The 26,995-nt window shown below is 44.4% G+C and carries 21 protein-coding genes; 15 read left to right on the forward strand and 6 right to left on the reverse strand.

Annotated features, from left to right (window positions below; genetic code table 11):
- The first annotated feature begins 3 nt into the window (after positions 1–3).
- The 6 genes from GTW09_RS02130 (at position 4) to GTW09_RS02155 (ending at position 9,043) form a co-directional block, all read left to right on the forward strand.
- Positions 4–1,251, forward strand: a complete 1,248-nt coding sequence (locus tag GTW09_RS02130; RefSeq protein ID WP_163109652.1) for a pyridoxal-phosphate-dependent aminotransferase family protein — start codon at positions 4–6, stop codon at positions 1,249–1,251.
- Positions 1,244–2,479 carry an allantoate amidohydrolase gene (locus GTW09_RS02135; RefSeq protein ID WP_163109655.1) on the forward strand — a complete coding sequence of 412 codons (1,236 nt, stop codon included), beginning with the start codon at positions 1,244–1,246 and terminating at the stop codon, positions 2,477–2,479. The genes GTW09_RS02130 and GTW09_RS02135 overlap by 8 nt, the downstream gene beginning before the upstream one ends.
- Positions 2,480–2,590: 111 nt before the next feature.
- Positions 2,591–2,956: a cupin domain-containing protein gene (locus tag GTW09_RS02140; RefSeq protein ID WP_163109658.1), complete on the forward strand. Its 366-nt coding sequence runs from the start codon at positions 2,591–2,593 to the stop codon at positions 2,954–2,956.
- A 524-nt stretch (positions 2,957–3,480) separates the two neighbouring features.
- The gene (locus GTW09_RS02145; RefSeq protein ID WP_163109662.1) at positions 3,481–5,001 is read left to right on the forward strand and encodes a uracil-xanthine permease family protein; all 1,521 of its coding nucleotides are present in this window, start codon (positions 3,481–3,483) and stop codon (positions 4,999–5,001) included.
- A gap of 272 nt (positions 5,002–5,273) precedes the next feature.
- The gene (locus tag GTW09_RS02150) at positions 5,274–7,709 is read left to right on the forward strand and encodes a TonB-dependent siderophore receptor (RefSeq protein ID WP_163109665.1); all 2,436 of its coding nucleotides are present in this window, start codon (positions 5,274–5,276) and stop codon (positions 7,707–7,709) included.
- A gap of 176 nt (positions 7,710–7,885) precedes the next feature.
- The gene (locus tag GTW09_RS02155) at positions 7,886–9,043 is read left to right on the forward strand and encodes a purine nucleoside permease (RefSeq protein WP_239059244.1); all 1,158 of its coding nucleotides are present in this window, start codon (positions 7,886–7,888) and stop codon (positions 9,041–9,043) included.
- 24 nt (positions 9,044–9,067) lie between these two features.
- Here the strand turns inward: GTW09_RS02155 and GTW09_RS02160 are convergent, their stop codons facing one another.
- Entirely contained in the window at positions 9,068–11,149 is a 2,082-nt protein-coding gene (locus tag GTW09_RS02160; RefSeq protein WP_163109671.1) for a response regulator, read from the reverse strand.
- 266 nt (positions 11,150–11,415) lie between these two features.
- Positions 11,416–12,345, reverse strand: a complete 930-nt coding sequence (locus tag GTW09_RS02165; RefSeq protein ID WP_163109674.1) for a GGDEF domain-containing response regulator — start codon at positions 12,343–12,345, stop codon at positions 11,416–11,418.
- A gap of 374 nt (positions 12,346–12,719) precedes the next feature.
- On the opposite strand from GTW09_RS02165, the gene GTW09_RS02170 reads away from it, so the two are divergent.
- Positions 12,720–13,085 carry an Hpt domain-containing protein gene (locus tag GTW09_RS02170; protein WP_163109677.1) on the forward strand — a complete coding sequence of 122 codons (366 nt, stop codon included), beginning with the start codon at positions 12,720–12,722 and terminating at the stop codon, positions 13,083–13,085.
- Between the two features lie 110 nt (positions 13,086–13,195).
- On the opposite strand, the gene GTW09_RS02175 is transcribed toward GTW09_RS02170, so the two are convergent.
- Positions 13,196–14,197 carry an adenosine deaminase gene (locus tag GTW09_RS02175; RefSeq protein WP_163109679.1) on the reverse strand — a complete coding sequence of 334 codons (1,002 nt, stop codon included), beginning with the start codon at positions 14,195–14,197 and terminating at the stop codon, positions 13,196–13,198.
- Between the two features lie 613 nt (positions 14,198–14,810).
- On the opposite strand from GTW09_RS02175, the gene GTW09_RS02180 reads away from it, so the two are divergent.
- The gene (locus GTW09_RS02180; RefSeq protein ID WP_071979242.1) at positions 14,811–16,142 is read left to right on the forward strand and encodes an NCS2 family permease; all 1,332 of its coding nucleotides are present in this window, start codon (positions 14,811–14,813) and stop codon (positions 16,140–16,142) included.
- Between the two features lie 99 nt (positions 16,143–16,241).
- On the opposite strand, the gene GTW09_RS02185 is transcribed toward GTW09_RS02180, so the two are convergent.
- The 3 genes from GTW09_RS02185 to GTW09_RS02195 all read right to left on the reverse strand — a co-directional run bounded on the left by GTW09_RS02185 (position 16,242) and on the right by GTW09_RS02195 (position 18,209).
- Positions 16,242–16,496, reverse strand: coding sequence for a DUF3862 domain-containing protein (locus tag GTW09_RS02185; protein ID WP_071979243.1), 255 nt, complete (start codon positions 16,494–16,496; stop codon positions 16,242–16,244).
- Between the two features lie 126 nt (positions 16,497–16,622).
- Positions 16,623–17,561, reverse strand: coding sequence for an allantoinase PuuE (gene puuE / locus GTW09_RS02190; RefSeq protein ID WP_163109682.1), 939 nt, complete (start codon positions 17,559–17,561; stop codon positions 16,623–16,625).
- A gap of 3 nt (positions 17,562–17,564) precedes the next feature.
- The gene (locus GTW09_RS02195; RefSeq protein ID WP_071979245.1) at positions 17,565–18,209 is read right to left on the reverse strand and encodes a TetR family transcriptional regulator C-terminal domain-containing protein; all 645 of its coding nucleotides are present in this window, start codon (positions 18,207–18,209) and stop codon (positions 17,565–17,567) included.
- A 427-nt stretch (positions 18,210–18,636) separates the two neighbouring features.
- Here GTW09_RS02195 and xdhA point away from each other — a divergent pair, with 427 nt between their 5' ends.
- From xdhA to GTW09_RS02230, 7 genes are all read left to right on the forward strand, one after another.
- Positions 18,637–20,076 (forward strand): xanthine dehydrogenase small subunit, encoded by a 1,440-nt coding sequence (xdhA, locus tag GTW09_RS02200; protein WP_163109685.1) that lies wholly within the window; start codon positions 18,637–18,639, stop codon positions 20,074–20,076.
- Positions 20,069–22,471, forward strand: coding sequence for a xanthine dehydrogenase molybdopterin binding subunit (gene xdhB / locus GTW09_RS02205; protein WP_163109688.1), 2,403 nt, complete (start codon positions 20,069–20,071; stop codon positions 22,469–22,471). Before xdhA ends, xdhB begins: the two co-directional genes overlap by 8 nt.
- Complete coding sequence (gene xdhC / locus GTW09_RS02210) at positions 22,468–23,337, forward strand: xanthine dehydrogenase accessory protein XdhC (RefSeq protein WP_163109691.1); 870 nt, start codon at positions 22,468–22,470, stop codon at positions 23,335–23,337. Before xdhB ends, xdhC begins: the two co-directional genes overlap by 4 nt.
- Positions 23,338–23,340: 3 nt before the next feature.
- A complete protein-coding gene (gene uraD, locus GTW09_RS02215; protein ID WP_163109694.1) occupies positions 23,341–23,844 on the forward strand; it encodes a 2-oxo-4-hydroxy-4-carboxy-5-ureidoimidazoline decarboxylase in 504 nt (167 codons plus the stop codon).
- Between the two features lie 123 nt (positions 23,845–23,967).
- Positions 23,968–24,300 carry a hydroxyisourate hydrolase gene (gene uraH / locus GTW09_RS02220; protein WP_163109697.1) on the forward strand — a complete coding sequence of 111 codons (333 nt, stop codon included), beginning with the start codon at positions 23,968–23,970 and terminating at the stop codon, positions 24,298–24,300.
- Between the two features lie 5 nt (positions 24,301–24,305).
- A complete protein-coding gene (gene guaD, locus GTW09_RS02225; RefSeq protein WP_163109700.1) occupies positions 24,306–25,643 on the forward strand; it encodes a guanine deaminase in 1,338 nt (445 codons plus the stop codon).
- Positions 25,630–26,961: a urate hydroxylase PuuD gene (locus tag GTW09_RS02230; protein WP_163109703.1), complete on the forward strand. Its 1,332-nt coding sequence runs from the start codon at positions 25,630–25,632 to the stop codon at positions 26,959–26,961. The genes guaD and GTW09_RS02230 overlap by 14 nt, the downstream gene beginning before the upstream one ends.
- Positions 26,962–26,995 lie beyond the last annotated feature (34 nt).

A 26,995-nucleotide genomic window follows, 5' to 3' on the forward strand; every position in this document is an offset into this window, starting at 1 on the left:
CTTATGCAAAGTTTTTCACCGCTTTCTCCTCCGCCGCGTTTATTGATGGGCCCGGGCCCGATTAACTGCTACCCCCGCGTATTGTCGGCTATGGCAACTCAATTAGTGGGTCAGTACGACCCTGTAATGACCGGCTATATGAACGAAGTGATGGCGCTATACCGCGACGTCTTTAATACCAAAAACCAACAAACATTCTTGGTTGACGGTACCTCACGGGCCGGCATCGAAGCAGTACTTGTGTCGGCAATAGAGCCTGGCGATAAAGTGCTTATTCCCATCTTTGGGCGCTTTGGTCATTTGCTGGCAGAAATTGCTGAACGTGCAGATGCTGAAGTGCATACCATTGAAGTTCCCTGGGGCGAAGTATTTACGCCAGAGCAAATAGAAACTGCGATTAAAGAAGTTAAGCCGAAGATGCTGGCTACAGTGCAAGGCGATACGTCTACCACCATGCTGCAACCTCTTGCGGAAATTGGCGAGATTTGTGAGGCTCATGATGTTCTGTTTTACTGCGACGCCACGGCTTCTATTGGCGGCAACCCCTTAGACGTAGATGCGTGGAAACTCGACGCTGTATCGGTAGGTTTGCAAAAATGCTTAGGCGGCCCGTCGGGAAGTGCACCTATAACCCTTAGCGACAAATTTGTGCGCACTGTTCGCACTCGTCATCATGTTGAAGCTGGTATTCGCGACGCCCATCATGAAGGGGCAAAAGGCCCTAAAATTCGCTCGAACTACTTCGATTTACCCATGATCATGGATTACTGGGGCGACGAGCGCTTAAACCATCATACCGAAGCGGCGAGCATGCTTTATTGCGCAAGAGAATGCGCTAGGGTGCACCTTGAAGAAGGACAACAGCAAGTAATCGCCCGTCACAAGGTTGCTGGTGATGCCATGTTGGCCGGCATTCAAGCTATGGGATTAGCCCCTTTTGGCGACCTAAAGCACAAAATGTATAACGTAGTAGGCGTGTATATCCCTGATGGCGTAGCGGGAGAAGAAGTGAGAGAAACCTTACTACTTCGCTTTAATATTGAAATTGGCACCAGCTTTGGCCCGCTAAAAGGTAAAATTTGGCGCATTGGCACAATGGGCTACAACGCCCGAGAAGATGCGGTACTCCACACCTTACAATCTCTTGAAACCGTTTTGAGAATGCAAGGTTACTCATGCCCAGCAGGTGCTGGTGTAGAGGCTGCACTGGCGGTTTACAATAAGGCCAACGCGGAGTCTACGAATGAGTGAGTTCGCTGAGCTGGCTACACAAGTTATGGCGCGGTGCGAGATGTTAGGCACCTTAAGCCAGAACCCAAACTGCTTAGACAGACGTTACCTAACCGACCAGCATCGACTCGCAAATCAACTTGCGTCTGGCTGGATGATTGAGGCAGGAATGACCACATGGCAAGACGCCGTTGGTAATATTTGGGGGCGATACACATCTACTGTCCCTAACGCCCCTCGTCTTATATTGGGTAGTCACTTAGATACCGTGCCAAACGGCGGTAAATACGACGGCATGTTAGGAGTTGTTGCCGCTATTTCCATGGTAGCCATGTTCGACGGACTGCAGCGTAAACTTCCATTTCATATCGATATTGTCGGGTTCTGTGATGAAGAAGGCACCCGCTTTGGTACTACTTTACTTGGCAGTCGTGCTCTCACAGGCAAGTGGCAAGACAGCTGGCGCAATCTTAAAGATGAAGATGGCATTAGCCTTGCCCAGGCTATGGAAAACTTTGGTCTCAACTTTGACGAAGTTTCCAGTGCCAGTATTTCCCGAACCGATATATTAGGTTACATAGAACTGCATATTGAACAGGGGCCCGTTTTAGAACAAGAAAACTTGCCAGTGGGTGTGGTTAGTGCCATTGCTGGCGCCCAGCGATTTACAATTACCATAGAGGGCATGGCAGGCCACGCCGGCACGGTTCCCATGTCTATGCGTTTTGATGCACTCGCCGCAAGCGCAGAAATGATTTTAGCAGTAGAGCGTATTAGTCATCAGCGACCTGGTGTAGTGGCCACCGTAGGCAAAATTGACAACGCCCCTAACGGCGTCAATGTCATTTCTGGGCGCACGCATTTTTCTCTTGATATACGAAGTGAAGACGACGCACTGCGAGACACGGTATTGGCCGAAATTATGCAAAACTTCGGCGAAATTGCAGCAAAACGCAAAGTGACCTTAAGTGTAGAGCAAACACACAGCGCGCCCGCTGTTTTGTGCGATGACAACTTAAAACAAGCGTTAGTTCACGGTGTAGAGCTTAGCGGCATAGCTCCTAGAGTACTAGCCTCTGGGGCAGGTCACGACGCTATGGCTATGGCGGATATTTGCCCGGTAGCAATGCTTTTCACACGCTGTAAAGGCGGCATAAGTCACCATCCTGGCGAATCAATAAAAGAATCGGACGTTGAAGCCAGCTTATCTGTGCTGTTTAAAACCATAGAAGACTTACGTTACACCTAGGGCAGCTGCGCTTTGTGACGCTTACCTATAAAAACAAGTTGCTGTTAATTTCGCATGCAAAAACATATTGAGTAACGATAAATCTACTGATTACACTTAAACGGAATATTCATGAAAATCAAACGGATATATAACGATAATGAAGGTAAAAGTCATTTTGGCGAGGTTACCATTAACCTTAAAGACGGTGGCCCTATTGGTCTTCTCTCGGAAAAATTTGCAGCCGATAAAATAATATTCAGGGAAACGCCCGCCGACTATGACTTCAAGTGGCATCCGGCACCTGCTCGTCAACTATTATTTATTTTGAAAGGTCGGGCTGAATTTACTGTTTCTAACGGCGATAGTATTGAGCTTGGCGCAGGCGATGTTTTATTGCTTGAAGATACCGAAGGTCAAGGGCATTGCTCGAAAGCGCTTTATAACGAAGTGCGACATTCTATTTTTGTCACCTTAGATGACGATACCCATTTTTAAAAAAGGCTCTTACGACTCACGCTGTTAAAATCAGAGCTATTTAAATAAAAGCTTTTAACGTAATCACTTTTAACATAACCACTTTTAACATAACAGTGCTCAAATCTACTTAAAATGACCTTCGGGTCATTTTTTATGTCTTCAGTTCGACAGTGCACCATTAACATCGCAAACGCACAGCTTTTGTGCATAGAAAGGGTTTATAGAGCACAGCCCACCTTGCCATCCTATATGAGTGCCTCTAAAAACGCCTTTACGAACACATCGTGCAAAGCACGTACAAGCATTAAAGCCGTTAAAAAGTCACACAGAGTCAATTTCCAGCCTTCTAATACCTTATTTATGGCCTATTCGTACACTGTTTGTACCTTATTTGGCCTTCTACGACCTCTATAATAGGTACTAATGACCACTTGGTCAGCTTATTGCTTTATTTCTATGAGACCGCTCTTTTGTATGGCTTATTCATGCATTAGAACTTATCGACAGTCCCAGAATTACATGCAACACGGAATGCAAAAGAAATGGAAAAACACGTACAAAGTGAGTCTACGCGCAGTTCTCATAGTCATTCTCAAAGCAGTGACCTACTGTACAATTTAAACGATAAACCCTCTGCTTTCAGGTCACTCACTGCCGCATTTCAACATATGCTAGCTAGCTTTGTTGGCGTGATCACGCCCACATTAATCATTGCCTCCACGTTAGGTTTAACTAACTATACACCGTATTTAATTAGTATGGCCTTGTTTGTAAGCGGAATTGGTACTGCCATTCAAACCAAACGCATAGGCCCTGTTGGAAGTGGACTGGTTGCTATTCAAGGAACCAGTTTCGCCTTTATCAGTGCGCTTTTACTGGCAGGAAATCACGTTAAGAATTCAGGCGGCACTGAGGAGGATATCTTAGCGCTCCTGTTTGGCCTCACCATGGCGGGAGCTTTAGTAGAAGTCATTTTCAGTTTATTTATCTCAAGGCTAAAACGGATAATTACCCCGCTCACTACCGGAATAGTGATCACAGCTATTGGCTTATCCTTAATCAACGTAGGCATGACCGATTTAGCCGGTGGTTTTAACGCAGAAGGGTTTGCTGATGTGTCAAATCTTGGCGTTGGGCTGGTTGTTTTGTTAATTATTGTTTTTTTGAACGCATCCTCTAATCACTGGTTGCGCTTGTCAGCCATTTTTATTGGCATGGCTGCTGGTACCTTTTTTGTGGCGATGACAAAAGGGATAAGTTTTCAACATTTATCTACCTTACCTACCCTCTCAATTCCACAGCCCTTTGCGTTTGGCATAGATTTCGACATTTCACTATTTTTGCCCATAGCGCTAATCTATCTTTTTAGCGCTATCGAAACAGCAGGCGATCTCACTGCAAACAGTCTTTTTTGCAAGCAGCCCATAAGCGGGCCGCTGTATTTATCTCGCATTAAGGGTGGAATTCTCGGCGATGGTATAAACTCCATCATAGGCGGTGCATTTAATACTTTTCCAAATACAACGTTTGGGCAGAATAATGGCGTTATTCAGCTTACCGGAATTGCCAGCAGAAAAGTGGGGGTTTACGTTGCAGGAATGTTTGTGACGGTTGGCTTCTTCCCCATTGTGGGCGGCGTGCTTCAAGCTATACCCAAACCAGTGCTTGGCGGTGCCACGCTGGTTATGTTTGCTATGGTTGCTGTTGGGGGGCTTAAGTTACTGGCTAGTCATGCCCTTGATAGAAGAAGTAGCTTGGTTACCGCCTGCTCACTTGGCATTGCTATAGGCGTAATGATGGTACCTGAAGCTTTGGCTCAACTGCCTAACTGGCTAGAAAATATTTTGCTGTCTCCTGTCACCTCGGCGGGGATAACTGCGGTTCTACTCGACCTTACACTACCGAGAATGACAGATACCTCCCCCCATCAAGCTTTGTCTCAGACGACATCTGACTCTTCGGATTGCGAAGACCCTTCTGAGCTCTGTATATCAGCCGCGAAACCACGCTTGCCCTCGCAACCACCCTTATTTGCGAAGGCAGTAACAAAGCCTGTGAACTAGCTCACACAAGTTGCATTTATTGGTGCAACGCTTGCCCATAAATCACAGTAATGGTGCAAGTCATTTAGCAGTACAATTTATTAACATCAAGGCAACAAAGCCATCAAACAAAAATCAATTTAAAACCAATAATTTCAAACGCTTATGAAAAATAAAAAATAGACCAACTGGACAACAAATTGGCATTTTTTCTGCTCTATAAAACAAGTCAGTAAGAACTGCGTGAAAATGCTCACCAATAGAGCAATAAAAATATAAAATACGAGGAAGCCATGAAACACACTACGTTCGCTTTATCCCCCCTTGCTCGGGCGCTTGCCATTGGTATAGGTATCGGCACTGTGGCATCAATTTCTGCCAGTGCATTTGCACAGGAAGAAACACCAAAAGAGGCAGATGTAGAAAAAATTGAAGTAACGGGCTCTCTTGGCAGCTTGCCAGGACAGGATGTAGAGTCAGTTTTCGGGTTTGGGAAATCAATTTTAGAGACTCCCCGCTCGGCATCAACTATTTCACAAGAGCAAATGGAACGTTTTAACGTCACGGATATTGACGAATTAGTGGCTTTCGCGCCAGGTACATTTACACAGTCGTTTTTCGGTGTTGCCGGCTCACTCGATGTGCGAGGTACGCCGGGTGAAAACTACTTTAGAGGTGTAAAAAGACTTGATAACCCGGGCAACTACCCCACACCAATTGGCGCGTCTAGCCGTATAGATATTGTTCGCGGTCCAGCGTCGCCTATTTACGGCCCGTCTAAAATTGGTGGCTACCTCAATTTTAATCCAAAGTCTGCACGTGCATCTTCTGGTCAATACTTAGAGTCTCCAACAGGTGCACTTTCTTACACCACAGGATCATGGAGTAAAAGCATCCTTACTGCTGAAGTTGGTGGCCCTGCCAGCGTTGGTGGAAAAGAGATGGGATACTACCTCTATGGTGAGGTGGAGAACTCTGACAGCTACTACGACAACACACAAACCGACCAATCTATTCTGCAAGCCTCTTTTAACATTGACGTTACCGACAACCTTCGTTTTGAATTTGGTGGTATGTACCATGATTTCGACGGTAACCAAGTTGCCGGTTGGAACCGTTTGACGCAGGACTTAGTTGACGACGGCACCTATATCACGGGTACTGCATTACCGCTAGATACCGATGGTGATGGGCAGATTAGCCACGAAGAATATGGCGCCGTGAATATTGCAGGCAATAGCTTTTTTTACGTGCCTGCCGCTGCGTTTACCGACGATGAAGCCACTGAGTTGATGCAGCTTCAAAATGTAGGTACCACAAAACTAAATGGCAACCAGGTGCTTGTTGCCCCTGACGACCAACTAGGTAATGAGGCTATAACCCTTTATTTCGATGCTATATTTTATGCTGACGATTGGGAAATTCGTAACCAATTGTTCTACGATTATTACGACAACATCAACGAGAATGCATACGGATTTTCTCAATTCCATGAAAGTTGGGTAGTAGAAGACAAACTTATCTTCGCTACAGAGTATGAGAAAGACAGCCTATTGGCACAATTCCAATTCTCGCCTTCCATTCGTTATACAGACTTTGAACATGGCGATGACTTTACGTTTGAATACTTTAACCGTCGCGATCTGACAATGCCTTCCTCTGCATTAGATCGCCGCCTGCTGTCTACCCGCTCGGGTAAAAATTACGATAACTACGATGTGGGTAATTATCTTGATTTAGGCATAGCAGCAATGACCGATCTCACTTGGGATTGGGGCTTAAATCTTGTGCTTGGCGTGCGTTACGACACTATCGACATTGAAAGTACCTCGCGCAGCGACTTATTACTTTTCGCTACAGGTGATGAAACACCTGTATATGCTGAGGAGACTGTTGATGGATGGTCTTGGAATACCAGTATTTCTTACGAATTTGAATTTGGTCTTATCCCCTACTTCACCGCTGCAGAACAAGCTACGCTAGTTGCTGGGCAGGGCGCTGAAATTGGTGTAGGTCAGCTAAATCAACCAGGTTCAAGCGGTGCTTTTGATACATCAGAACTGATTGAATACGGAGTTAAAGGTTCGCTATTAGACGACACCTTATATTTCGCGCTATCGGCATTTGAACAAGAGCGTACCGACTTTAATACTCAAAACGTGGTAACAAACAACACCACCAATAACGAAGGTATTGAATTTGAACTTCGCTGGGTAGTAAACGATAACTTAGTAGTATCTGCAGGCTACACAAACATTGAAGTTATTAACCTTACCGCACTGGAAAATGGTAACCAGTTTGGATTTTTAGGCGCTGAAGATTTAGTTAATCTTACCGATCCGTCATTGGTTTTTGGTGGTAACGTCATTGGTCTTAACCTGATTGGTGAAGGATTTGCCAACTCCGACGGTCGCAAAGCGGGTATTCCTGAAAATATTTATACCCTCACCGCTACCTACGACTTCCAAAACGGATATGCTGCCAACGTGAGTGTGGTTGATGTTGAAGAAGTGGCTTCTGGCTTTTCTGCGGCGGTAACACTGCCGGCGTATACATTGGTTAATGCCGGTTTGTCTTATCAGGCAGAAGACTGGTCGTTCAACGTAACGGTGAAAAACTTAACCGACGAGCGCTATTTCCGTGCTAACTTCCCAGACTTGTTTGGTAGTCAAATTGTATTGCCAGAGTTACCTCGTCACTGGAACGCCACTTTTGGGTACAAGTTCTAAAAGCTAGTGCGTATTGATTTTTTGTACGAGTTTTAGGCTAGTTTTATGCTAGCTTTAAGCTAAGATCGAAGGTAAATCTGGTTCGCTAGATTTACCTTTTTTGTTTGGAGTCATTTATGTATTTCCGTATATTTTGCAAACCGTTAAGGTCGCTAACTACGATTTTTTTACTAAGCTTGAGTTTTTCTTCTTTTGCTGTTTACTCTTCAAGTAATGCCCATCCAACTAGTGCTTCGTTAAAACCATCTTCTGCACAAACGCAGCTTTCTTCACCAACCGAGCCCTCTTCACTTACAAAGACGCATCTTTCCAAGAAAGCAAATCAACTCACCAAAATGAAGGTAAAAGTAGTGGTGGTGAGTATGTTCGAAATTGGTGACGATACCGAAGATACACCAGGAGAGTTTCAACTTTGGCGTGAAAGACAGTCACTGGACACTCGATACCCATTGCCCCACGGACACCACGATATTTTTGCTAATGAAGAAAAAGGCATAATAGGTATTGTTACGGGCATGGGGATAGCAAAAGCATCGGCAGCCATTATGGCGCTGGGTTTAGACAACCGCTTCGACCTGTCGCAGGCCTATTGGATTGTAGCGGGCATTGCAGGCATAGATCCTTACGACAGCACCATTGGAAGTGCGGTGTGGACAGATTATGTAGTAGATGGCGATTTAGCCCATCAAATTGACGCGCGAGAAATACCCGAGGATTGGGATACGGGGTATTTTCCGCTGTTTACTCATAGCCCTTATGCCAATGCAGACAAGGTAAACACTCAAAAAAGCCCAAATGGCGAGGTGTTTGTACTTAATCAACAACTAGCAAAATGGGCATACGATTTAACCAAAGACACACAACTGCCTAATACTCCTGCTATGGACACCCTTCGCTCAAAGTATCAGGGCTATGAACATGCGTTAAAAAAGCCTTCAGTTAGTTATGGCTCACACCTTTCTGCATCTACCTTTTGGCACGGCGAAAAACTTAACGAGTGGGCAAACAACTGGGTATCGTATTGGACCGGCTCTAAAGGCAACTTCATGACGTCGGGTATGGAAGACTCTGCAACACTGCAGAGCATGAGTTACTTACACAATGCGGGTCTAGTAGATAAAAACAGAATGGTGATATTGCGCACGGCAAGTAACTTCACTATGCAGCCTCCAGGCCTTTGTGCAGCGCAAAACTTAGAAAATGAGAGCTCTGGTGAGGGCTATGCTGCTATGAGAAGCGCTATTGAGAGCGCCTACCTTGTTGGCGTTCAGTTCACTAATTACATTATTGAGCATTGGGATACTGTAAAAGACACAACACCGTCACTTGAGTAGTGACGGTGGCCTCCTGTTCATACCTCAAGTAAACGTTAGCTTACTCACTAGCGCTTGCTTAACATGAGAAAGCACATCGTTTTTCACTACAGGTTTTGGTAAAAAGCCCGACATACCGGCCCCCAAACAGGCTTTTTTATCCTCTATTGACGTGTTGGCCGTTACCGCGACAATTCGTCCAATTTCAGAGAGCAGTTTTTCTGCAAGAATAACTTTCGTTGCCCCAATACCGTCTAAAACAGGCATTGCACAATCCATAAATATAAGGTCGTAAGATGTTGAGCGTGCCTTATCCACTGCTATTTGGCCGTTTTCAGCGCTATCTACAGTAAACGGTAATTCGTCGAACATAGACTCAAGTACCATTCTATTAATGTCGTTATCGTCGACCACAAGAATGTTTATTTTTTCTTCTAATAGCTCAGGAGTGAAAGACACTTCCTCATTTAAACCATCACATTGCTTAACCGACTCTACTGGGATGACAATATCAAAACAGGTTCCTTGTTCGTCGTTTGAGCTAACCGTAAGCTCCCCTTTCATTTTTGATACAAGTTGTTTTGCCGCCGTAAGTGCTAAACCATTGTCGTTGAGCTCTTCAGAGGCTTGGGCTCTTGTGCCTGCAAGTGGTTCGAATAATTGAGCAACTGCGTCTTCATCAAGTACTACCTCTTTGCCACTTACTGACGCCATAAGCATGGCATCATTTTCTCTGTGCTTTAAAGCCACATGTAACACTATCTCTTTGTCTTGTGCATACTTAGTAAGGTGCGACACCACATTTTTCATAACCTGTGCTAGCCTGGCAGCGTCGCCCTCAATTACGGTGGTAGCGTCGAAAGCATAGTGAGCAGTTAAGCGACTGTTTTGATCTTCACAGCGCATTTTGAGCACGCTCACGATATCTTCGAATAATAATTTTAGGTTAAAAGGAGCCCTATCGAGGGTAAAGTCACGCTTGATAATGCTAGTATAATCGACCACATCATTAATCAATGCACTAAGGCGTTTTGCACTGCGCAAGGCAAACTCTGCTTTTTTAATTCGCCTAGCCTCTTCATTCTCTCCTTTAATTGCCTCTAACATGCCCGTTATACCGTTTAACGGCGTTTTCAACTCATGACTTACCCGAGACAATAAGGCTCCTTTTTCGGCAGCAATACCCTCGGCTTCCTGGCGTTTCTCATCAAGAGCAATACGCAGTTTCACGGCTTTGTTTACATTTTGACAGGTTCCAAATAAACGCAAACACTTCCCGTTTTGCATTTCAGCCATACCGTGGGTTTCTATCCAAACGATATTTCCCTTTGCCGAAACAAGTTGCAAAGTGGAACTCCACGGCTCGCCAGTTTCAATGGTATTAGCAACAATGCGGGCAATTTCATCTCTGTCGAATCCCTCTTTGTAGAAGTTTATTGCCGAATCTAATGTTGGCTTAAAGGTACTGTCCACCTCATGAATCTTTCTTGTTTGCGAAGACCAAGTGAGGGTATTGGTGGCAAATTCAACTTCCCACGTGCCAATGTCGGCCACACTTTGTAGCTTTTCATACAGCGTGTTTTGCTTATTTTCGGCTTTCTCTAATTGAAATTTCGATAGCTCAGTATCGAGCCACTCATCAAGCAAAACCAACTTATCACCCTCGTCTTTGCGTTCGGGATTTACGTTAATTGCAACAAGGAAAACGCATTTGTCATCAAGTCGATGAGCTTTTCCGCGTAAAAAGGTATTAGCGCCAAAGTAAGTTTTCGCCCACTGTTTGAAAACAGAGGAAGCTGCAATGCTTGATTGAGGGAAATAACGTTCAATGATCGCGCTGTCATCAATGGCACTGCTATCAATGGCGCTGCTATCAATGGCGCTATTTTCAGCCGCACTACTCTCATAAGAGAAATGTCCAGCAAATGAGGGAATAACTGTAAATGAAGGAGCGTGGGCTGAAGAAGCCTTAGCGACAACTTCTACCGACTCTTTGTGCAGGCATACGAGCACACATTGAAAAACGCTCATTGTTTTAGCTGCACTTTTAACAATGCTCTGAAAAGTGTCTTGCAACCGCTCTCCCAACACCGCATTTAAATTAGATTGCTCGTCATAAAAAATCATTTAAGTATCCCTTCTACCTCTTTTAAACACCCATACCGCTAATGACAATGCCAAAACTTGCCCCAAAACACGTTCCTGTGTTGGGTGAAAAATAATTGCTAAAACAAATTGTTAAAGGCGTATTGAATTAAAGCGTGTCGAACTCTGCTTTAATTCAACGATTGATACGACTTAGATTACTTAAAAAAGTAAATGTTTGATATTAAACAATAGGATAGAAGCGAATGTTTTTTATCCGGAATGATTTAAAAAAGCGTCATCACCACTTAGCGCTTAGTAAAACCGCAGGCGCGATTTTTACCGTTATCTTTTGCATCAAAAAGCGCTATATCAGCCTCTTTAATAACACCTGAGAGCGAGCTGCTAATAATATCCAGTGCATCATTTGCTGCATAGCCAGCGCTAATGGTTACTCGGCCTTCAGCACCATATTGATGAAGAATATTGGCGTCGTATACCGCTTTTACAATATTTTGAGACACCACTTTAGCGCCATCCCAATCTGAGTAAGGCAACACCACTAAAAACTCTTCGCCACCAAAACGAATTACGACATCTTTCGGGCGCCTAACTGTATTTTCAATAATTTCGGCCACGCGCTGCAAGCAAATATCACCCTCTAAATGCCCGTAGTTGTCGTTGAATGGTTTGAAAAAGTCGATATCGACTAAAATAACACCAACACTACCTTTATCTCTGGCAACCTGCTTTAACGTTTGAGGCGTTTCTTTTGCCAGATAAGTGCGATTGTAGAGCCCAGTTAACTGGTCGTGATAAATCATACTCTGCAAATACTCAAAGCGCGTCTTATTTTCTAAGTGTGTTTTAATACGGTGAGTGAGGGTGGAAGCGTTAATTGGTTTCATTACAAAATCGGATGCGCCCACTTCCCAACACGCATTTTCCACCTGAATATCCATGGTAGCGGTAATAAAAATAATGGGAATATTGGCTGTTTCTGGGGACACGCGAAGCGCCTGACAAACTTCTAATCCATTTTTATCGGGCATATTCATATCCAGAAGAACCAAATCTGGAACCTCAAGACGGCATTTTCTAATGGCTTCCCTGCCGCTACTTGCAGTGTCACAAACTACATGAGGTTCAAGTACCGACTCGAGCAGAATTCTACTTGCATGCTCATCATCAACAATTAGCACCTTACACTGTGACAGCGATTTGATTTTTTCTAACATATTTTTATAAAGACTTTAATTGGGGAATGGCCTTTTAAAAAGGAACATGAATAGTGAATAGAATCTGTGTAAATTCATTCTTATAAAAGTTTACGCGCTGCTAAGACTATAAAGGCCTTATTCCTCCGAAGCTTGCTATACAAAAAATAACGTTCGGGTTACATAGACTTCATTATCTGTGCCGGATTATATAAAACTTTAGTATAGGTTGTAATAGGTCTTGCACACATTTACCTTATTGACTGGGTAATTTGTCGAATACCTATCGCGACATGCAGCACACTTGAGTATTTAATGGAACTCGAACCTAAAAGAACTAATACAAAACTGTGGCGCTTTATCCGGCGCTTACGTTGCGAGTTGAGGAGTAGTTTATGTCTATAGATAAGAACACACAATTGCATAACATTTGGAATGTTGAAGCCGCCCTTGCAAGACTAGGAGGTAATGAAACCCTATTGAATAGAATTGTGGGTATGTATCTTGATCAAATACACCTTAAACAACAGCAACTTTCCAATGCTATTCAGACTATGAACGTGGAAGAAGTTCAGCTTCAAAGTCACTCGTTAAAGGGCTTATCGGGAGATGTGGGCGCTGACGCGGTGAGAGAAAAAGCGTCTGAAATTGAGCTACTCGCTAAAAACAATCAAATGGATAAAGTTAACAAGGAAATTGTTGAACTCAATGCAGTCATAGAAGCCACTGTTACTCATATGGAAAAGAGCGTAAAAAAATGAAGGCGTCTTAGTAAGTAAATCATCTTAAATACCTCAGCAGATAGTTACAGGCAGACTAACTGCCTGCAACTATCGTTGAACCAGCTTTACACAAACCATTTAATTATGGGTTAAAGCATTGCACTAATTTGATTGCAGTACTCTTGCTTTTTTGACTGTGGTAAGAAACTCGCTTTGAAACTATTCATTGCCAACGCTTTTACATGCTCTTTGTTCATGTCTAGAGAATGGCTCAATGCGATAAAATTATCATTTAAAAAACCGCCAAAGTAAGTTGGATCGTCAGAGTTAACAGTGACTAAAAGGCCTTCCTCTAAAAGTGACAAGATATTATGTTGTTTCATATCGTCAATAACGCAAAGCTTTAAATTACTGAGTGGACAAACTGTTAGCGGTATTTGCTTTTCTTTTAAGTACGTCATGAGCGCCGGGTCTTCCTGGCATCTCACGCCATGGTCAATTCTATCTACACCCAACAGATTTATTGCTTCCCAAATGTAAGAGGCCGGCCCTTCTTCACCCGCGTGGGCCACTATTTTGAAGCCCTGCTCTTTCACCTTTCTAAAGACTCGCTGGAACTTTGACGGCGGGTGACCTAATTCAGAACTGTCTAAACCTATCGCATGAATTTTTTCAGCGTAGGGCTGAGCTTGAGCCAGTGTTTCAAAAGCATCAGATTCGGGCAAATGACGCAAAAACGACATAATCAGATAACTAGAAATGCAATATTCTCGCTCTGCGTCTTCAATAGCACGTAAAAAGCCAGACATGAAAACGTCAAAACCAACGCCTCTTTCAGTGTGCGTTTGTGGGTCGAACATTATTTCAGTATGAACGATATTTTCATCAGAGCAGCGGCTGAGATACGCCCACATCAGCTGATAAAAGTCATCTTCATCAATCAGTACGCCCGCGCCAGCGTAATAGAGATCAAGAAAGCTTTGCAAATTTGAAAAATTATATGCATCTGCTATTTCTTCCACACTGTTGTAAGGAAGCGCTATGCTGTGTTTCTCTGAAAGCTGCCACATAAGTTCAGGCGTTAAACTACCTTCAATATGGAGATGAAGTTCAGCCTTCGGTATATTTTTAATTGTTTCGATTAGCGACATAGCACCTCACTTTTGCACCAAATAAAGGCAAGCCAACCACATTGGTGCATACACTCTTAATTTGGAGATAATTTTCTGCGTCTTTCCGTATTCTTATTTAACCACAAATGCAGTTTTATCAATAATATTGGCGCTATATTTTCCATAGTGCTATTTTTCGTGCCGCTGTTTCACACAATGCTTCTCCGAAAAAAGATGCCTTCCGTAAGATACTGTTATGCAACTCAGCTTCATGTGATAGCACCACGATAGCACCATCATAACGCCATCATAGTGCTATAAAGGTATCGTTTGATCGCACCTATAGCTCAACTGTAGCGACCAAAGCAGGTTCGGTGAGTTACAGACAGCTTGATAATTTAGCGATGCAGCAAGTACATTAAGCAACTGAATAAGAGAAAGCGTAGCATGAAACGCACCAAAACGTTGACTACTTGGTCAGTTAATTGCTTATGGCTAACGCAAGTACTTTCAGAAATTAGCCTTGCTTTGCGATTATAGATAATGGATAGACAACGTATTAACGAATATCTGCGCTTGCAACGTTAGCGAAAAAAGAAAGATACCTCCTATTTTAAAACGAATCACTGACTCAACACATAGAGATGACTAGATGTTCAACAACCTCATAGAGCGGCTTTTCAAACTTCAGCAGCACGGCACCACCGTAAAAACAGAAATCATTGCCGGCCTCACTACCTTTGCTGCTATGTCGTATATTTTAGTAGTCAACCCTGGCATTTTAGGGTTGAGCGGAATGCCTATTGAGGGCCTTATTACCGTAACAGCCATTGCTGCCTGTTTAGGTACTTTGCTAATGGCACTTATGACTAATTACCCTATCGCCCTAGCACCAGGCATGGGTTTGAATGCATTTTTTGCGTTTACCATCTGTTTAGGAAGAGAGGTGCCCTGGGAAGCCGCACTTGGTATCGTTTTTTATAACGGCATTCTGTTTTTAATTTTGTCGTTAACCGGTGTGAGAACCAAAATTGCGGAGTCTATCCCACCCTCACTAAAAATAGGCGTGCAGTGTGGAATAGGCCTATTTATAGCCTTTATTGGCTTAAAAAACGCTGAGCTTATTGTTGATAATCCAGCTACATTTGTTCAATTAGGCGACCTTTCAGAACCCGCGGTTCTGCTAGCACTTTTAGGTATAATTTTTACTATTGTGCTAATGATAAAAAAAGTGACCGGCGGCATTCTCATTTCTATTATCACCCTTACGGTTATTGGTGCGTTTATTCCCACAGACTCGGGAACATTAACGCAAACACCGCAAGCAATTGTGGGTATGCCTGAGCCAATATCTAACACCTTTTTTGCCATGGACCTTTGGTATCCCATAGAGCACTTTGCGCAAACCTGGGACCTTATTTTCGCACTTATGTTCGTTAATATGTTTGATACCATTGGCACGCTAATAGGTGTATCTCGAAAAGCAAATTTGCTCGCTGAAGACGGAAGATTACCTAAAATTGGGCCAGCAATGACGGCAGATGCGTCTGCAAGTGTTGTAGGGGCTATGGTGGGAACGTCTCCGGTTACAAGCTATGTTGAGTCTGCTACAGGCGTGTCAGCTGGCGGACGTACTGGGCTTACCGCCGTGGTGGTATCGGCCTGCTTCGTATTATCGCTGTTTCTCACCCCGCTTATGAAAGTAATACCACTAATGGCGACTACGCCAGCCCTGTTAATGGTAGGTATTTTAATGATGGAGTCTATTCGTCAGCTTGACTTTGACGACCTCGGCGCCTTAGCCACAGCGTCTGTTGCCCTTATCGCCATGCCACTGACGTTTAGCATTAGTGAGGGCATAGCCCTTGGTTTCATTACCTATGTGGGCATTAAAGTCGGTACTGGGAAGTTCCGAGAAGTGACTTGGCTAACCTATATATTAGCTGGCGTGTTTATACTCAGATATATTCTAGATTTGAAGTAAGACTTAGGAAAATCGCGGTGAATGCGAAGGGTGCCCTAGCGCTTTCAGCTCACCGCGACTTGAAGGTATGCTATTGAAAGTAGGTTATCCAAAGATAAGTTAAAGACCGCTGTAGTTAAATGTAATAGCCTTATCGCCCATGAATACAATTTTGACGTATTTAGACTCTTCATTCCCCCAAGTACAGGCCATTGTCCCCATTGTTTTTGAGCAGTTATCAGCACCGCCAAGAACGCTTTCTACTTCATTTTGTGACATGCCCATTTCTAGCTTGTCGTAATTTTCTTTAGAAAGTTTAGAGCATGCTGTAAGTGCTAATGCGCCCACAATTATCGCGATTGTTTTGAGTTTCATGCTGAAATCCTTTTTTGTATTTATAAATAATTACTAGCAAAACGCTATTTAGCATTTAGCCAATTAGCTTAATAGTAGCCTATTTACGCAAAGCCTATACAGTTATTCGTTCACATAAACTGAGCATTAATCAATGTTGTCGGCCCCTTTGTCAGGATGCTCGTTTAGCCAATGTCGGGCAATCTCTTCTCTTGTTGCGAACCACACCTTATCGTGAGATTTTACGTATTCGATAAAACGCTTCAGGGCAGCCAACCTCGCCGGACGACCGATGATTCTGTTGTGCAAACCGATAGATAACATTTTAGGCGCGTCCTCTCCCTCTTCAAGCAACACATCAAAGGCATCTTTTAGATAGGTAAAAAATTGGTCGCCACTGTTAAATCCTTGAGGAGAAGCAAACCGCATGTCGTTGGTATCGAGAGTGTACGGCACCATAAGCAAAGGCTTGCTGTAATGGTTATCAAAATACGGTAAGTCATCGGCATACGAGTCTGCGCAGTAAAGAATATCGTCCCGCTCTGCAATAAGTTTTAGCGTATTAGGGCTTGTGCGGCCGGTATACCATCCAACGGGCTTTTTGCCCGTTAACTGCTCATGAAGCACAATGGCGTCATCAATTTCTTTGCGCTCTTGCTGCTCATCCATGTGTTGGTAGTGAACCCAGCGCATACCGTGGCAGGCTATCTCCCACCCAGCACTTTGCATGGCTTCTACCGCTTCAGGATGTCGCTGCATTGCCATGGTAACACCAAAAACGGTTACTGGTATTTGGTGCTGAGTAAATAAACGGTGCAGACGCCAGAAGCCGGCTCGGCTGCCGTACTCATATATCGACTCCATACTAAGATGACGATCTTTATATGCCTGCGCACCGATAATTTCAGAAAGAAAAACTTCAGATGACTCGTCACCGTGCAGTACGCAGTTCTCGCCACCTTCTTCGTAATTGATAACAAACTGAAGTGCGATTTTGGCATTGCCAGGCCAGTTGGCGTGAGGCACATTTTGGCCATAACCCACTAGGTCTCGAGGATAGTTTGCAGCGCTTTTTTTATCTATCATTCCCTACTCCATAAATTGCGATGGCACCGCTAAACCACAGCCGCCCAATACAAGCTTAACAACTTCTTTTGTCGCTTCTTCAAAGTCTGCCTTGGTCATTTTTTTACCGCGCAGGCGAGTGATTTGCGCGGAGAAATCGGCATAGTGCTGGGTGCTTGCCCAAATAGTATAAAGTAGATACTCAGGGTTAAGTGGCTGCAGTTTACCTTCACTTATCCATGCGTTGATCAGCGCAACGCGTCCAGCCATCCAGCGGCCGTGCTCTTCATCAAAATAGCCACTTAAATTTTGCGCACCGTTGATAATTTCCATCGCAAATATTTTAGATGCTAAAGGATGAATGCGAGACACTTCCATTTTTTCAGCAATATATGTAGCTAGCACATCGGCAGGATCATCAGCCACCGTTGCTTTATCAAAATGAGAGTTCCACAGCGATAGAGTTTCTTCTAATACCGCGACATAAAGCTCTTGCTTCGATTTGAAATAGTAGAGTACGTTAGTTTTCGGAAGGCCCGCCTCATCGGCTATTTTTTGTACTGCCGTACCTTTGAGTCCAAATTGGGCAAAGCATTTTTCCGCAGCCTGAATTATTTTTCGTCTATTTGCAGCCCCGACACCAATTTCGGAGCCTCTTGCCTTTATCATTTTTTGTTCGTTCCTTTACATCATAATATGCATAAACTTTTAAATGCATTCGTGTAAGACGCTCTCTTATATTCGCTTACAACACTGTTACAACGCTGCTATCACACGGTTAACCTGCAAAATGTGCCACTACTCTAGTGCCAATCCAGTGTGACGCGCAAACTCTTTTTTAGGCCATTTACGTTAGCATGAATTTTTCTGCGCTCGGAAAATATATGCTTTTTCCTAAAGCTTTTGCCATTGCTGTCAAATTTGCATGAATGTTGCTTATCTTAGATAAGTAACTGAGTTTAAGAACGCAAAAAAACAGCCATGTAACCTACTGGCTTTTTTTATAAGCAAAAAATTGACCACATGGTCTACTTTTATATTCAAAATCCAGCTATATTAGCGGATATCAAAATGAAAAAAACGAAAGGGTGTGTATATGATTCGCTTCCTCATTAATCAAGAGCACGTTGAAATAGATAATGCGAGGGCCGATCTCACTCTTCTTCAATACATACGTGAATACAAAAAGCAGACAGGAACAAAAGAGGGCTGCGCTGCCGGCGACTGCGGTGCGTGTACCGTTGTACTTGCTGAGCCTAACGCTGATTACACGTCGCTGCATTACAGAACGGTTAATAGCTGTATCACTGTAATGAGCGCCGTTCACGGCAAGCAATTAATTTTGGTTGAACATTTAAGTTCAGGTAAAAAGCTTCACCCCGTTCAGCAAGCGCTTGTAGACAACCACGGCTCTCAATGTGGTTTTTGCACTCCGGGCTTTATTATGTCGATGTTTGCGCTTTATCACACCAACAGCGCGCCAAATAGAGATGATGTGCTTTATGCATTATCTGGGAATTTGTGTCGTTGCACAGGCTATCGCCCCATTATCGACGCCACTCTGGCCGCTTGTGAACAGCCTGCTGACGATCACTTTACACAAAATGCGTCACGCACCTTAGCGTTATTGAAAGACTTAAATGATGATAGTGAGATAGGCACCACTAGTCTCTTAATGCCGCAAAACCGAGTTGAGCTTGCTCAAGCCATTCGGGAAAACCCAGAAGCTAAGCTTGTGGCGGGCAGTACAGATTTAAGCCTAAGTTTTACTCAACAGCTAAAAAATATCGATAAGCTTATAAGCCTGTCTCATATTAACGAGCTAAAAGGCTGCACCGAAACACAGCATTCTCTCGTTATTGGTGCAGCTAACCCGTTTATGGATATCACACCTAAGCTGTTAGCCCACTTTCCACAGCTGGCAGAATTGATTACCCGTTTTGCGTCACTTCCCATAAGAAATCAAGCAACTATGGGGGGCAACGTTGCCAACGCCTCGCCCATTGGCGATATGCCGCCTGCTTTAATAGCCCTTAATGCAGTAGTTATTGCAGATAATGGCGCAGACAAACGTCGAATCCCTATCACAGAGTTTTTTGTTGGCTACAGACAGACCGCACTTAATACCGGCGAGTGGATAAGCCATATCGAAATTCCGTTTCTGTCAGATAATCAACGCCTTGCCGCTTACAAAATATCTAAGCGCGCGGAGGACGATATTTCTGCAGTGTGTGCTGTATTTAATGTCACCATTAGCGATGGCATTATTGAAAAAATAAGTGCTGGTTTCGGTGGCGTGGCGGCTACACCACAAGGCTGTCAGGCATTAAATGACGGGCTTGTTGGAGAACCTTTTGCAAGCAAGGGCTGTTTAGAAACTGGCAAGAAAATACTGTCGACAGCCTTTTCCCCTATTGACGATGTGCGAGCAACAGCAGCCTATAGAAATACGGTTCTAGCCAATTTATGGCATCGCTTTTGGCTTGAACATCAAACAGACAATACCATCGCGACACGAGTGGTGAATCATGCGTAAACTCATAACCCCATCTTCACAAGACAAATCTACCGGGCGCGTTCACACTTCTGAAAAACATGAAAGCGCGATTCGCCAAGTGCAAGGCGCTGCGAATTATGTTGACGATATTACTGAGCCTCAAGGCACACTGCATGCAGCAGTAGGTCTTAGCGACTGCGCGCGAGGTCGCATTTTTGCAATTAATCTTGATGATGTGCGTGCCAGTGAGGGCGTCATTGACGTTGTGACTATTGATGATGTGCCCGGTCACAAAGATATAGGGCCAGTATTCAAAGGCGATCCACTACTTGCTGACGGCGAAATAAAGTTTTTTGGGCAACCCGTATTTGCCGTGCTTGCATCATCAGCGCATTTAGCACGACAGGCCGCACTTAAAGGCCAAATAGAAGTTGAGTGCGAAGACGCTATCCTTACGCCGAAGCAAGCACATGAACAACAAGCTTTCGTAAGACCAATGCATCGCTTTGGACAAGGCGACGCAGATACCCAGCTTGAAAACGCCGTGCACAAGGTAAGCGGTTCACTTAATATTGGTGGGCAAGAACATATGTATCTTGAAGGTCAGGTAAGTTTAGCTGTACCTGATGAAGAAGATCGAATGAATATCTACACCTCTAGCCAACATCCAAGTGAAGTACAAAAGTTGGTGTCCGAGGTATTAAATGTGCGCTTACACCGTGTGTTGGTAGACATGCGACGAATGGGCGGTGGTTTTGGTGGTAAAGAAACGCAAGCAGCTCAATGGGCGTGTATCGCTGCATTACTTGCGCATAGAAACCGACAAGCGGTGAAATTGCGACTTCCCCGCTTTGTCGACATGCACGTAACAGGAAAACGCCATCCTTTCAGTAATGCCTTTGATGTGGCCTTTAACGCTGAAGGCAAGATCACCGCTACTCGCATGGAAATTAATGGTATTTGTGGGCATTCGCCCGATCTTTCTGATGCTATTGTAGACAGAGCCATGTTTCATGCGGACAACGGATATTTTTTAGGTGACAGCGATATTGTTGGTCATCGCTTGCAAACCAACATGGTTTCTCATACCGCGTACAGAGGCTTCGGCGGCCCGCAGGGAATGATTATGGCAGAGGCTATGATTGATAAAATTGCGCGTTATACTGGGTTAGACCCCTTAACAGTTAGAAAGCGTAATCTTTACGGTGAAACCACTGGTTCAAAAACACCTTACGGGATGGAGGTAGAGCACAACTTACTTCCAGACATGATTGAAGCCCTTGAGACAAAAGCCCAGTATTGGCAACGCCGAGAATCGATAAAAGCATTTAACCAAACCAGCCCTATTATTAAAAAAGGACTGGCGTTGACTCCCGTAAAGTTTGGCATTTCATTTACCTCAAAGCATCTTAATCAAGCTGGCGCTCTGGTGCATATCTATACCGACGGTAGCATTCAGGTTAACCACGGTGGAACCGAAATGGGGCAAGGCCTACACACGAAAATAGGCCAAATTGCAGCAAACGAGTTTGGGGTAGACTTATCAATGATTGAGGTCACCTCGACGCGCACCGACAAAGTGCCAAACACCTCGCCTACCGCGGCCTCAAGCGGTACAGATATGAACGGCAAAGCGGTACAAAATGCCTGTATTACATTGAAAGCTCGTTTAGCTTCCTGCTTTGCCACGAAAATTGGGAAACCTGAGCTGGCAAATCACGTTACCTTCACAGATGGCCTTGTGCGCTTAAACGACGAGAGTATGGCGTTCTCTGAACTTGTTCAAGCAGCCTATTTTGAGCGTATCTCGCTGTCTACCAGCGGCTATTATAAAACCCCGAAACTCGCATATAACCGCGAAACGGGGGAAGGCCGTCCGTTTTTCTACTTCGCTTATGGCGTGTCTATGTCAGAAGTCTCTATTGATACCCTAACTGGTGAATACAAGGTAGATAGCGTTGATATTATTCACGATGTTGGTAACAGCCTTAACCCTGCTATAGATATTGGCCAAATTGAAGGGGCGTTTATTCAGGGAATGGGCTGGCTAACTACCGAAGACCTAAAATGGAATGATAGCGGCAAGCTGATCAGTGAGAATATGGCTACCTATAAGATCCCAGCTATTGGCGACACTCCCGTTAACTTTAATGTTGAGCTGTTTGGAAAGGAAAATGCCGAAGACAGTATTTACCATTCCAAAGCAGTAGGAGAGCCACCGTTTATGCTTGCAATATCTGTGTGGTGCGCGCTAAAAGACGCTATTTCAAGTCTGTCGAATTACACTATTGATCCGCAACTGGACACGCCAGCCACGCCGGAAAGAGTGCTGAATGCAGTTGTTGCTACCACTGAGGCAATGCAAGCAGAAGCAGAATCAAAGACGTCACACTCGAAATACGGCGACGCTTTTTCGGCTTCGGAGGTGTCATGAATACTCCGTCATGGCGCTCAAAAACTTGGCATGAGGGCATTGCACACTGCCAACAAAGCAACCAGGCCTATGTATTAGTTACTGTAGTAAGTGTCGCAGGCTCTGCGCCGAGAGAAAGCGGCAGTAAAATGGTGGTAACCGCTTGTGAAAGTATCGACACTATCGGCGGCGGCCATTTAGAGCATCACGCTATACACACTGCAAGAGAGCTACTTGTTGCTGGAAAGCCGCATACAGAACTTTGTAGCTACCCGTTAAGCAGTAAGTTAGGGCAATGCTGTGGAGGCGCGGTGAAGGTATTATTCGATGTGTGTAATATGAACCAGCAGCATGTTGCTGTATTTGGTGCAGGTCATGTCGCTAAAGCACTGATCCCGATTATTGCGCAACTGCCGGTGAATATTAGCTGGATAGACGCTCGTGAATCACTTTTCCCCACTGATGTACCGAACAATGTAAAGGTGATTGTCGAAGAAGAGCCAGATTCTGAGGTGAGCCAATTGCCGCCGGGTAGCTGGCTAGTTATTCTTACTCACGACCACCAGTTAGATTTTCGAATTACCGAACAGGCGCTTAAATTTGCCTCACTGCCCTTTGTCGGCTTAATCGGCTCTGAAACAAAAGCGAAGCGATTTATCACTAAACTCACTCATCGTGGATTTGACGATTCTGCACTTGCAAGATTACACACGCCAATAGGCAGCCCCACAATACCTGGCAAACAGCCCATTGAGGTGGCGGTTTCTATTAGCGCGCAACTCATTACTATGCTGCACAATAAGACGATTCCAGTAGATAAAAAACCTCCATCTCAAGATGAAAGGTGTGAGCGCCAGGATAACAGAGTAAAGCATGACGACGAGTAAAACATGACACTTGATGAATTAAACAATTTAGATGCTCAAATGGCTGCCCAATGGTTTGAGCAGTGCTGCGCCTCTCAGGCTTGGATAGAGGGAATGGTAGTCGCACGCCCTTACACCAGCCTAGAAGCGTTGGAACAAGAAGCCGAAAACGTTTGGGAAACCTGCACAAACGAAGACATTTTAGAGGCCTTCAAAGCCCACCCTATGATTGGCAATGTAGATTCTTTGCGAGAAAAATTTGCCAACACTAAGGCGATAGCAGCGGGTGAGCAATCGGGTACGTCAAAAGCGTCTGAGGAAACTCTCAAGCAATTGCACGAAATGAATATGGCATATCTTTTAAAGCATAAGTTTATTTTTATCATTTGTGCAACAGGGTTATCAGCAGAAACCATGCTGTCAGCACTTCAATCTCGGATCGTTAATAACACTGATGAAGAGATAAAAATTGCTGCGGGTGAGCAGCTAAAAATCACGCTGTTAAGGTTGCGCAAAGCGCTTTCGTAATTAGGTGCTTATATCACTGTTTTATAAATGCAAGCGTAACGCTTTTTTATCAACTTGAATCACAGATTATCGAAAGTTGTGGCGTTAAATTTTTGTTTTAGCCGCAATATTAAGGACACGAATATGAACACATTATCAAGTCATGTACTCGATACCACAAACGGAAGGCCTGCAAAAGGCATAGCGCTTACGCTTACTTATCCCGACGGGAGCACTGCTGAAGGAATAACTAACGACGATGGCAGATTTAACGGCTGGGCAGAAAACTCAGCAAAGGGGTTTGAAGCCGGTACTTACACCCTGCGTTTTCACTGCCAGGAATACCTTTTAAGTAACCATAGCAAAAGCTTTTATCCTCATATTGATATTGCGTTTGAGCTTGAGGAAAACGGCGGCCACTACCACGTACCACTGCTTATATCGCCCTTTGGCTTCAGCAGCTACAGAGGCAGCTAACGTTTATGCCATTAAAAAATAAGCACGCAGAAGCAACACAGCTATTGCGTGCAAGCATTGCACACTTCCCTACTACAACATTGAATTTCGATGAGAAGGTTGAGATTTTCACTGACGGTGCATTAATAGTTAAGGGCAACACCATTCAAGACGTGGGTGACTATTTGTCAATGCACACGCGCTATCCCGATGCTGTAATAAATGATTATTCGGGCAAATGGATATTACCGGGTTTAATAGACAGTCATCTACACTACCCTCAAACTCAAAGTATCGCTAATTACGGTGACCAACTGCTTAGCTGGCTAGAGAACTATACGTTCCCTGCAGAGATGGCGTTTGAGGATGAAGCGCATGCCGCTCATATAGCCAAAGTATTTTTAAACCAGCTTCTTAAAAATGGAACCACTACCGGTTTTGTATTTACCACTGTGCATGCGTCGAGTAGCCAGGCCCTGTTCCGCGCCGCAAGTGACATCAATATGGCTATTGTTGCAGGCAAAGTGTGTATGGACAGGCACTGCCCGTCAAACTTACAAGATACGCCAGCATTGGCCCAGCGAGAAAGCGCTGATTTAATTGATGAGTGGCACAACAAAGGGCGCAACAAATATGCACTTACTCCACGCTTCGCACCAACGAGCAGTGATGCACAGCTTGCTGCTATTGGCGAATTAGCGAGTCAATATACTGATGTGTTTATTCAGACTCATTTGTCGGAAAACCATGATGAAATTGCGTGGGTTAAATCTCTATTTCCGAGCGCTAATGGCTATCTGGATGTTTATGATAAGTACAACCTCGTTCGCGAGCGCGCTGTATTTGGGCACGGAATTCACCTTAACCAAGAAGAATGGGAGCGATTAGGCGAAGCGAGGGCCACCATTGCTTTCTGCCCTACATCAAATTTATTTTTAGGCAGTGGTTTGTTTAATATGGAACAGGCTAGAGCGAGTAATGTTCACGTCGCTCTTGCCACCGATGTAGGCGCTGGAACAACATTCAATATGTTTAAAACCTATGGTGATGCTTACAAAGTCAGTCAACTGCGCAACGCTCCTATTAGCCCTCTCGAAGGCTTTTATCTAATGACTCAAGGCGCGGCAGCGGCCCACAAGTTAGATGACGAAATTGGTAACCTCAACCCGGGCACCGCTGCCGATTTCATCGTTGTTGAACCCAGGTTTGATGAGCTTACTGCGCTGCGTATCGATAAGGATGCTCTGTTTAAAGACGTCTTTTTTGCGCTCAGCATTTTAGGCGATGATCGTATGATTGAAGAAACATGGATTAGCGGCCAATGCTGTTATTCCAAAAAGGAGAATTTAGATGCCATGGCTTGACTGGTTCAGTTTGTTTGTTAGATGGCTTCACGTTATTGCGGGAGTCGCCTGGATTGGGGCTTCGTTTTATTTTATCTGGCTAGATAATAACCTTAAAGCCCCCCCGCAGTGGAAGGTTGATAAAGGCATAAAAGGGGATCTTTGGGCCATTCATGGCGGCGGCTTTTACGAGGTGGCTAAATATGCCTATGGGCCTGAACAGATGCCGACAACGCTTCATTGGTTTAAGTGGGAAGCCTACACAACGTGGCTTTCGGGCTTTGCACTACTGATTATCGTTTACTATTTTGGCGCATCTGCCTATCTGATAGACCCATCCGTAAACGCTATTTCTCCTAATATAGCTATCGGGTTAGGTTTAGCCCTCATTTTTGGCGGGTTAGCGCTTTACGAAATTGCTTGTAGAAGCCGACTTGCAAACTATCCAGTCGCTTTTGGCATTTGCTTAATTGCGCTTATTTGTGCGGTCACGTTTTTTGCGACGCAATGGTTTAGTGGGCGCGGTGCATTTATCCATGTTGGTGCATTAATAGGCACCATCATGGCTGGGAATGTCTTTTTAAATATCATGCCCAATCAACGTAAAATGGTGGCGGCGGTGGCAGCTAAACAATCCATAGACCCACAATGGGGCGCTAGTGCCAAGCTTCGTTCATTGCACAACAATTATTTTACGCTCCCCCTTCTTTTTATCATGATTTCAAATCATTACCCCATGACGTATCAACACCCTCAAAATTATTTGGTACTGATTGCCATTATGGCTGCTGCGGCGTGGATTCGACACTTCTTCAATTTGCGTCACAAAGGCCAAACACAACCTGGTATTTTAGTTTCTGGGGCAATCGCTATGCTGGCCATATCATTATGGGTGTCTTGGCCGCAAAGTTCGGCCGCGCTAGAAAGCCCGACACTCTCCCAAGTCCTTCCTCACTCTGACTCTAACTCTGGCTCTCACTCTGATAATTTAAATGCGACCGCTGGCGATGCAAGCAACGGTGAAAAAGGCGTAGGTCTGAATGTGGGTGAGGCTGTAGCCGTAGGTACAAAAACGCTTATCAGCAATACTCAAGTCGAGGGGTTAATAGAAAAACATTGTGTGAGCTGCCACTCCCGAAATCCAACGGATGATATCTTCAAAGTTGCGCCAATGGGTGTGGTTCTTGACTCGTGGCAAGACATTGAGCGCTACGCACCTCAAATTGTAAGGCGTACCTCGGTAACAAAAGATATGCCCTTTATGAATAAAACCGGTATGACCGAGCAAGAACGGGCCGCTATAGCGCTGTGGTATAAGCAATGGCAATTGAAACAGTAGGCTGCGCGGAATTGCAGTGGGAAGCTTTCCGCTA

The organism is Alteromonas hispanica (assembly GCF_010500915.1).
GTDB classification, from domain to species: domain Bacteria; phylum Pseudomonadota; class Gammaproteobacteria; order Enterobacterales; family Alteromonadaceae; genus Alteromonas; species Alteromonas hispanica.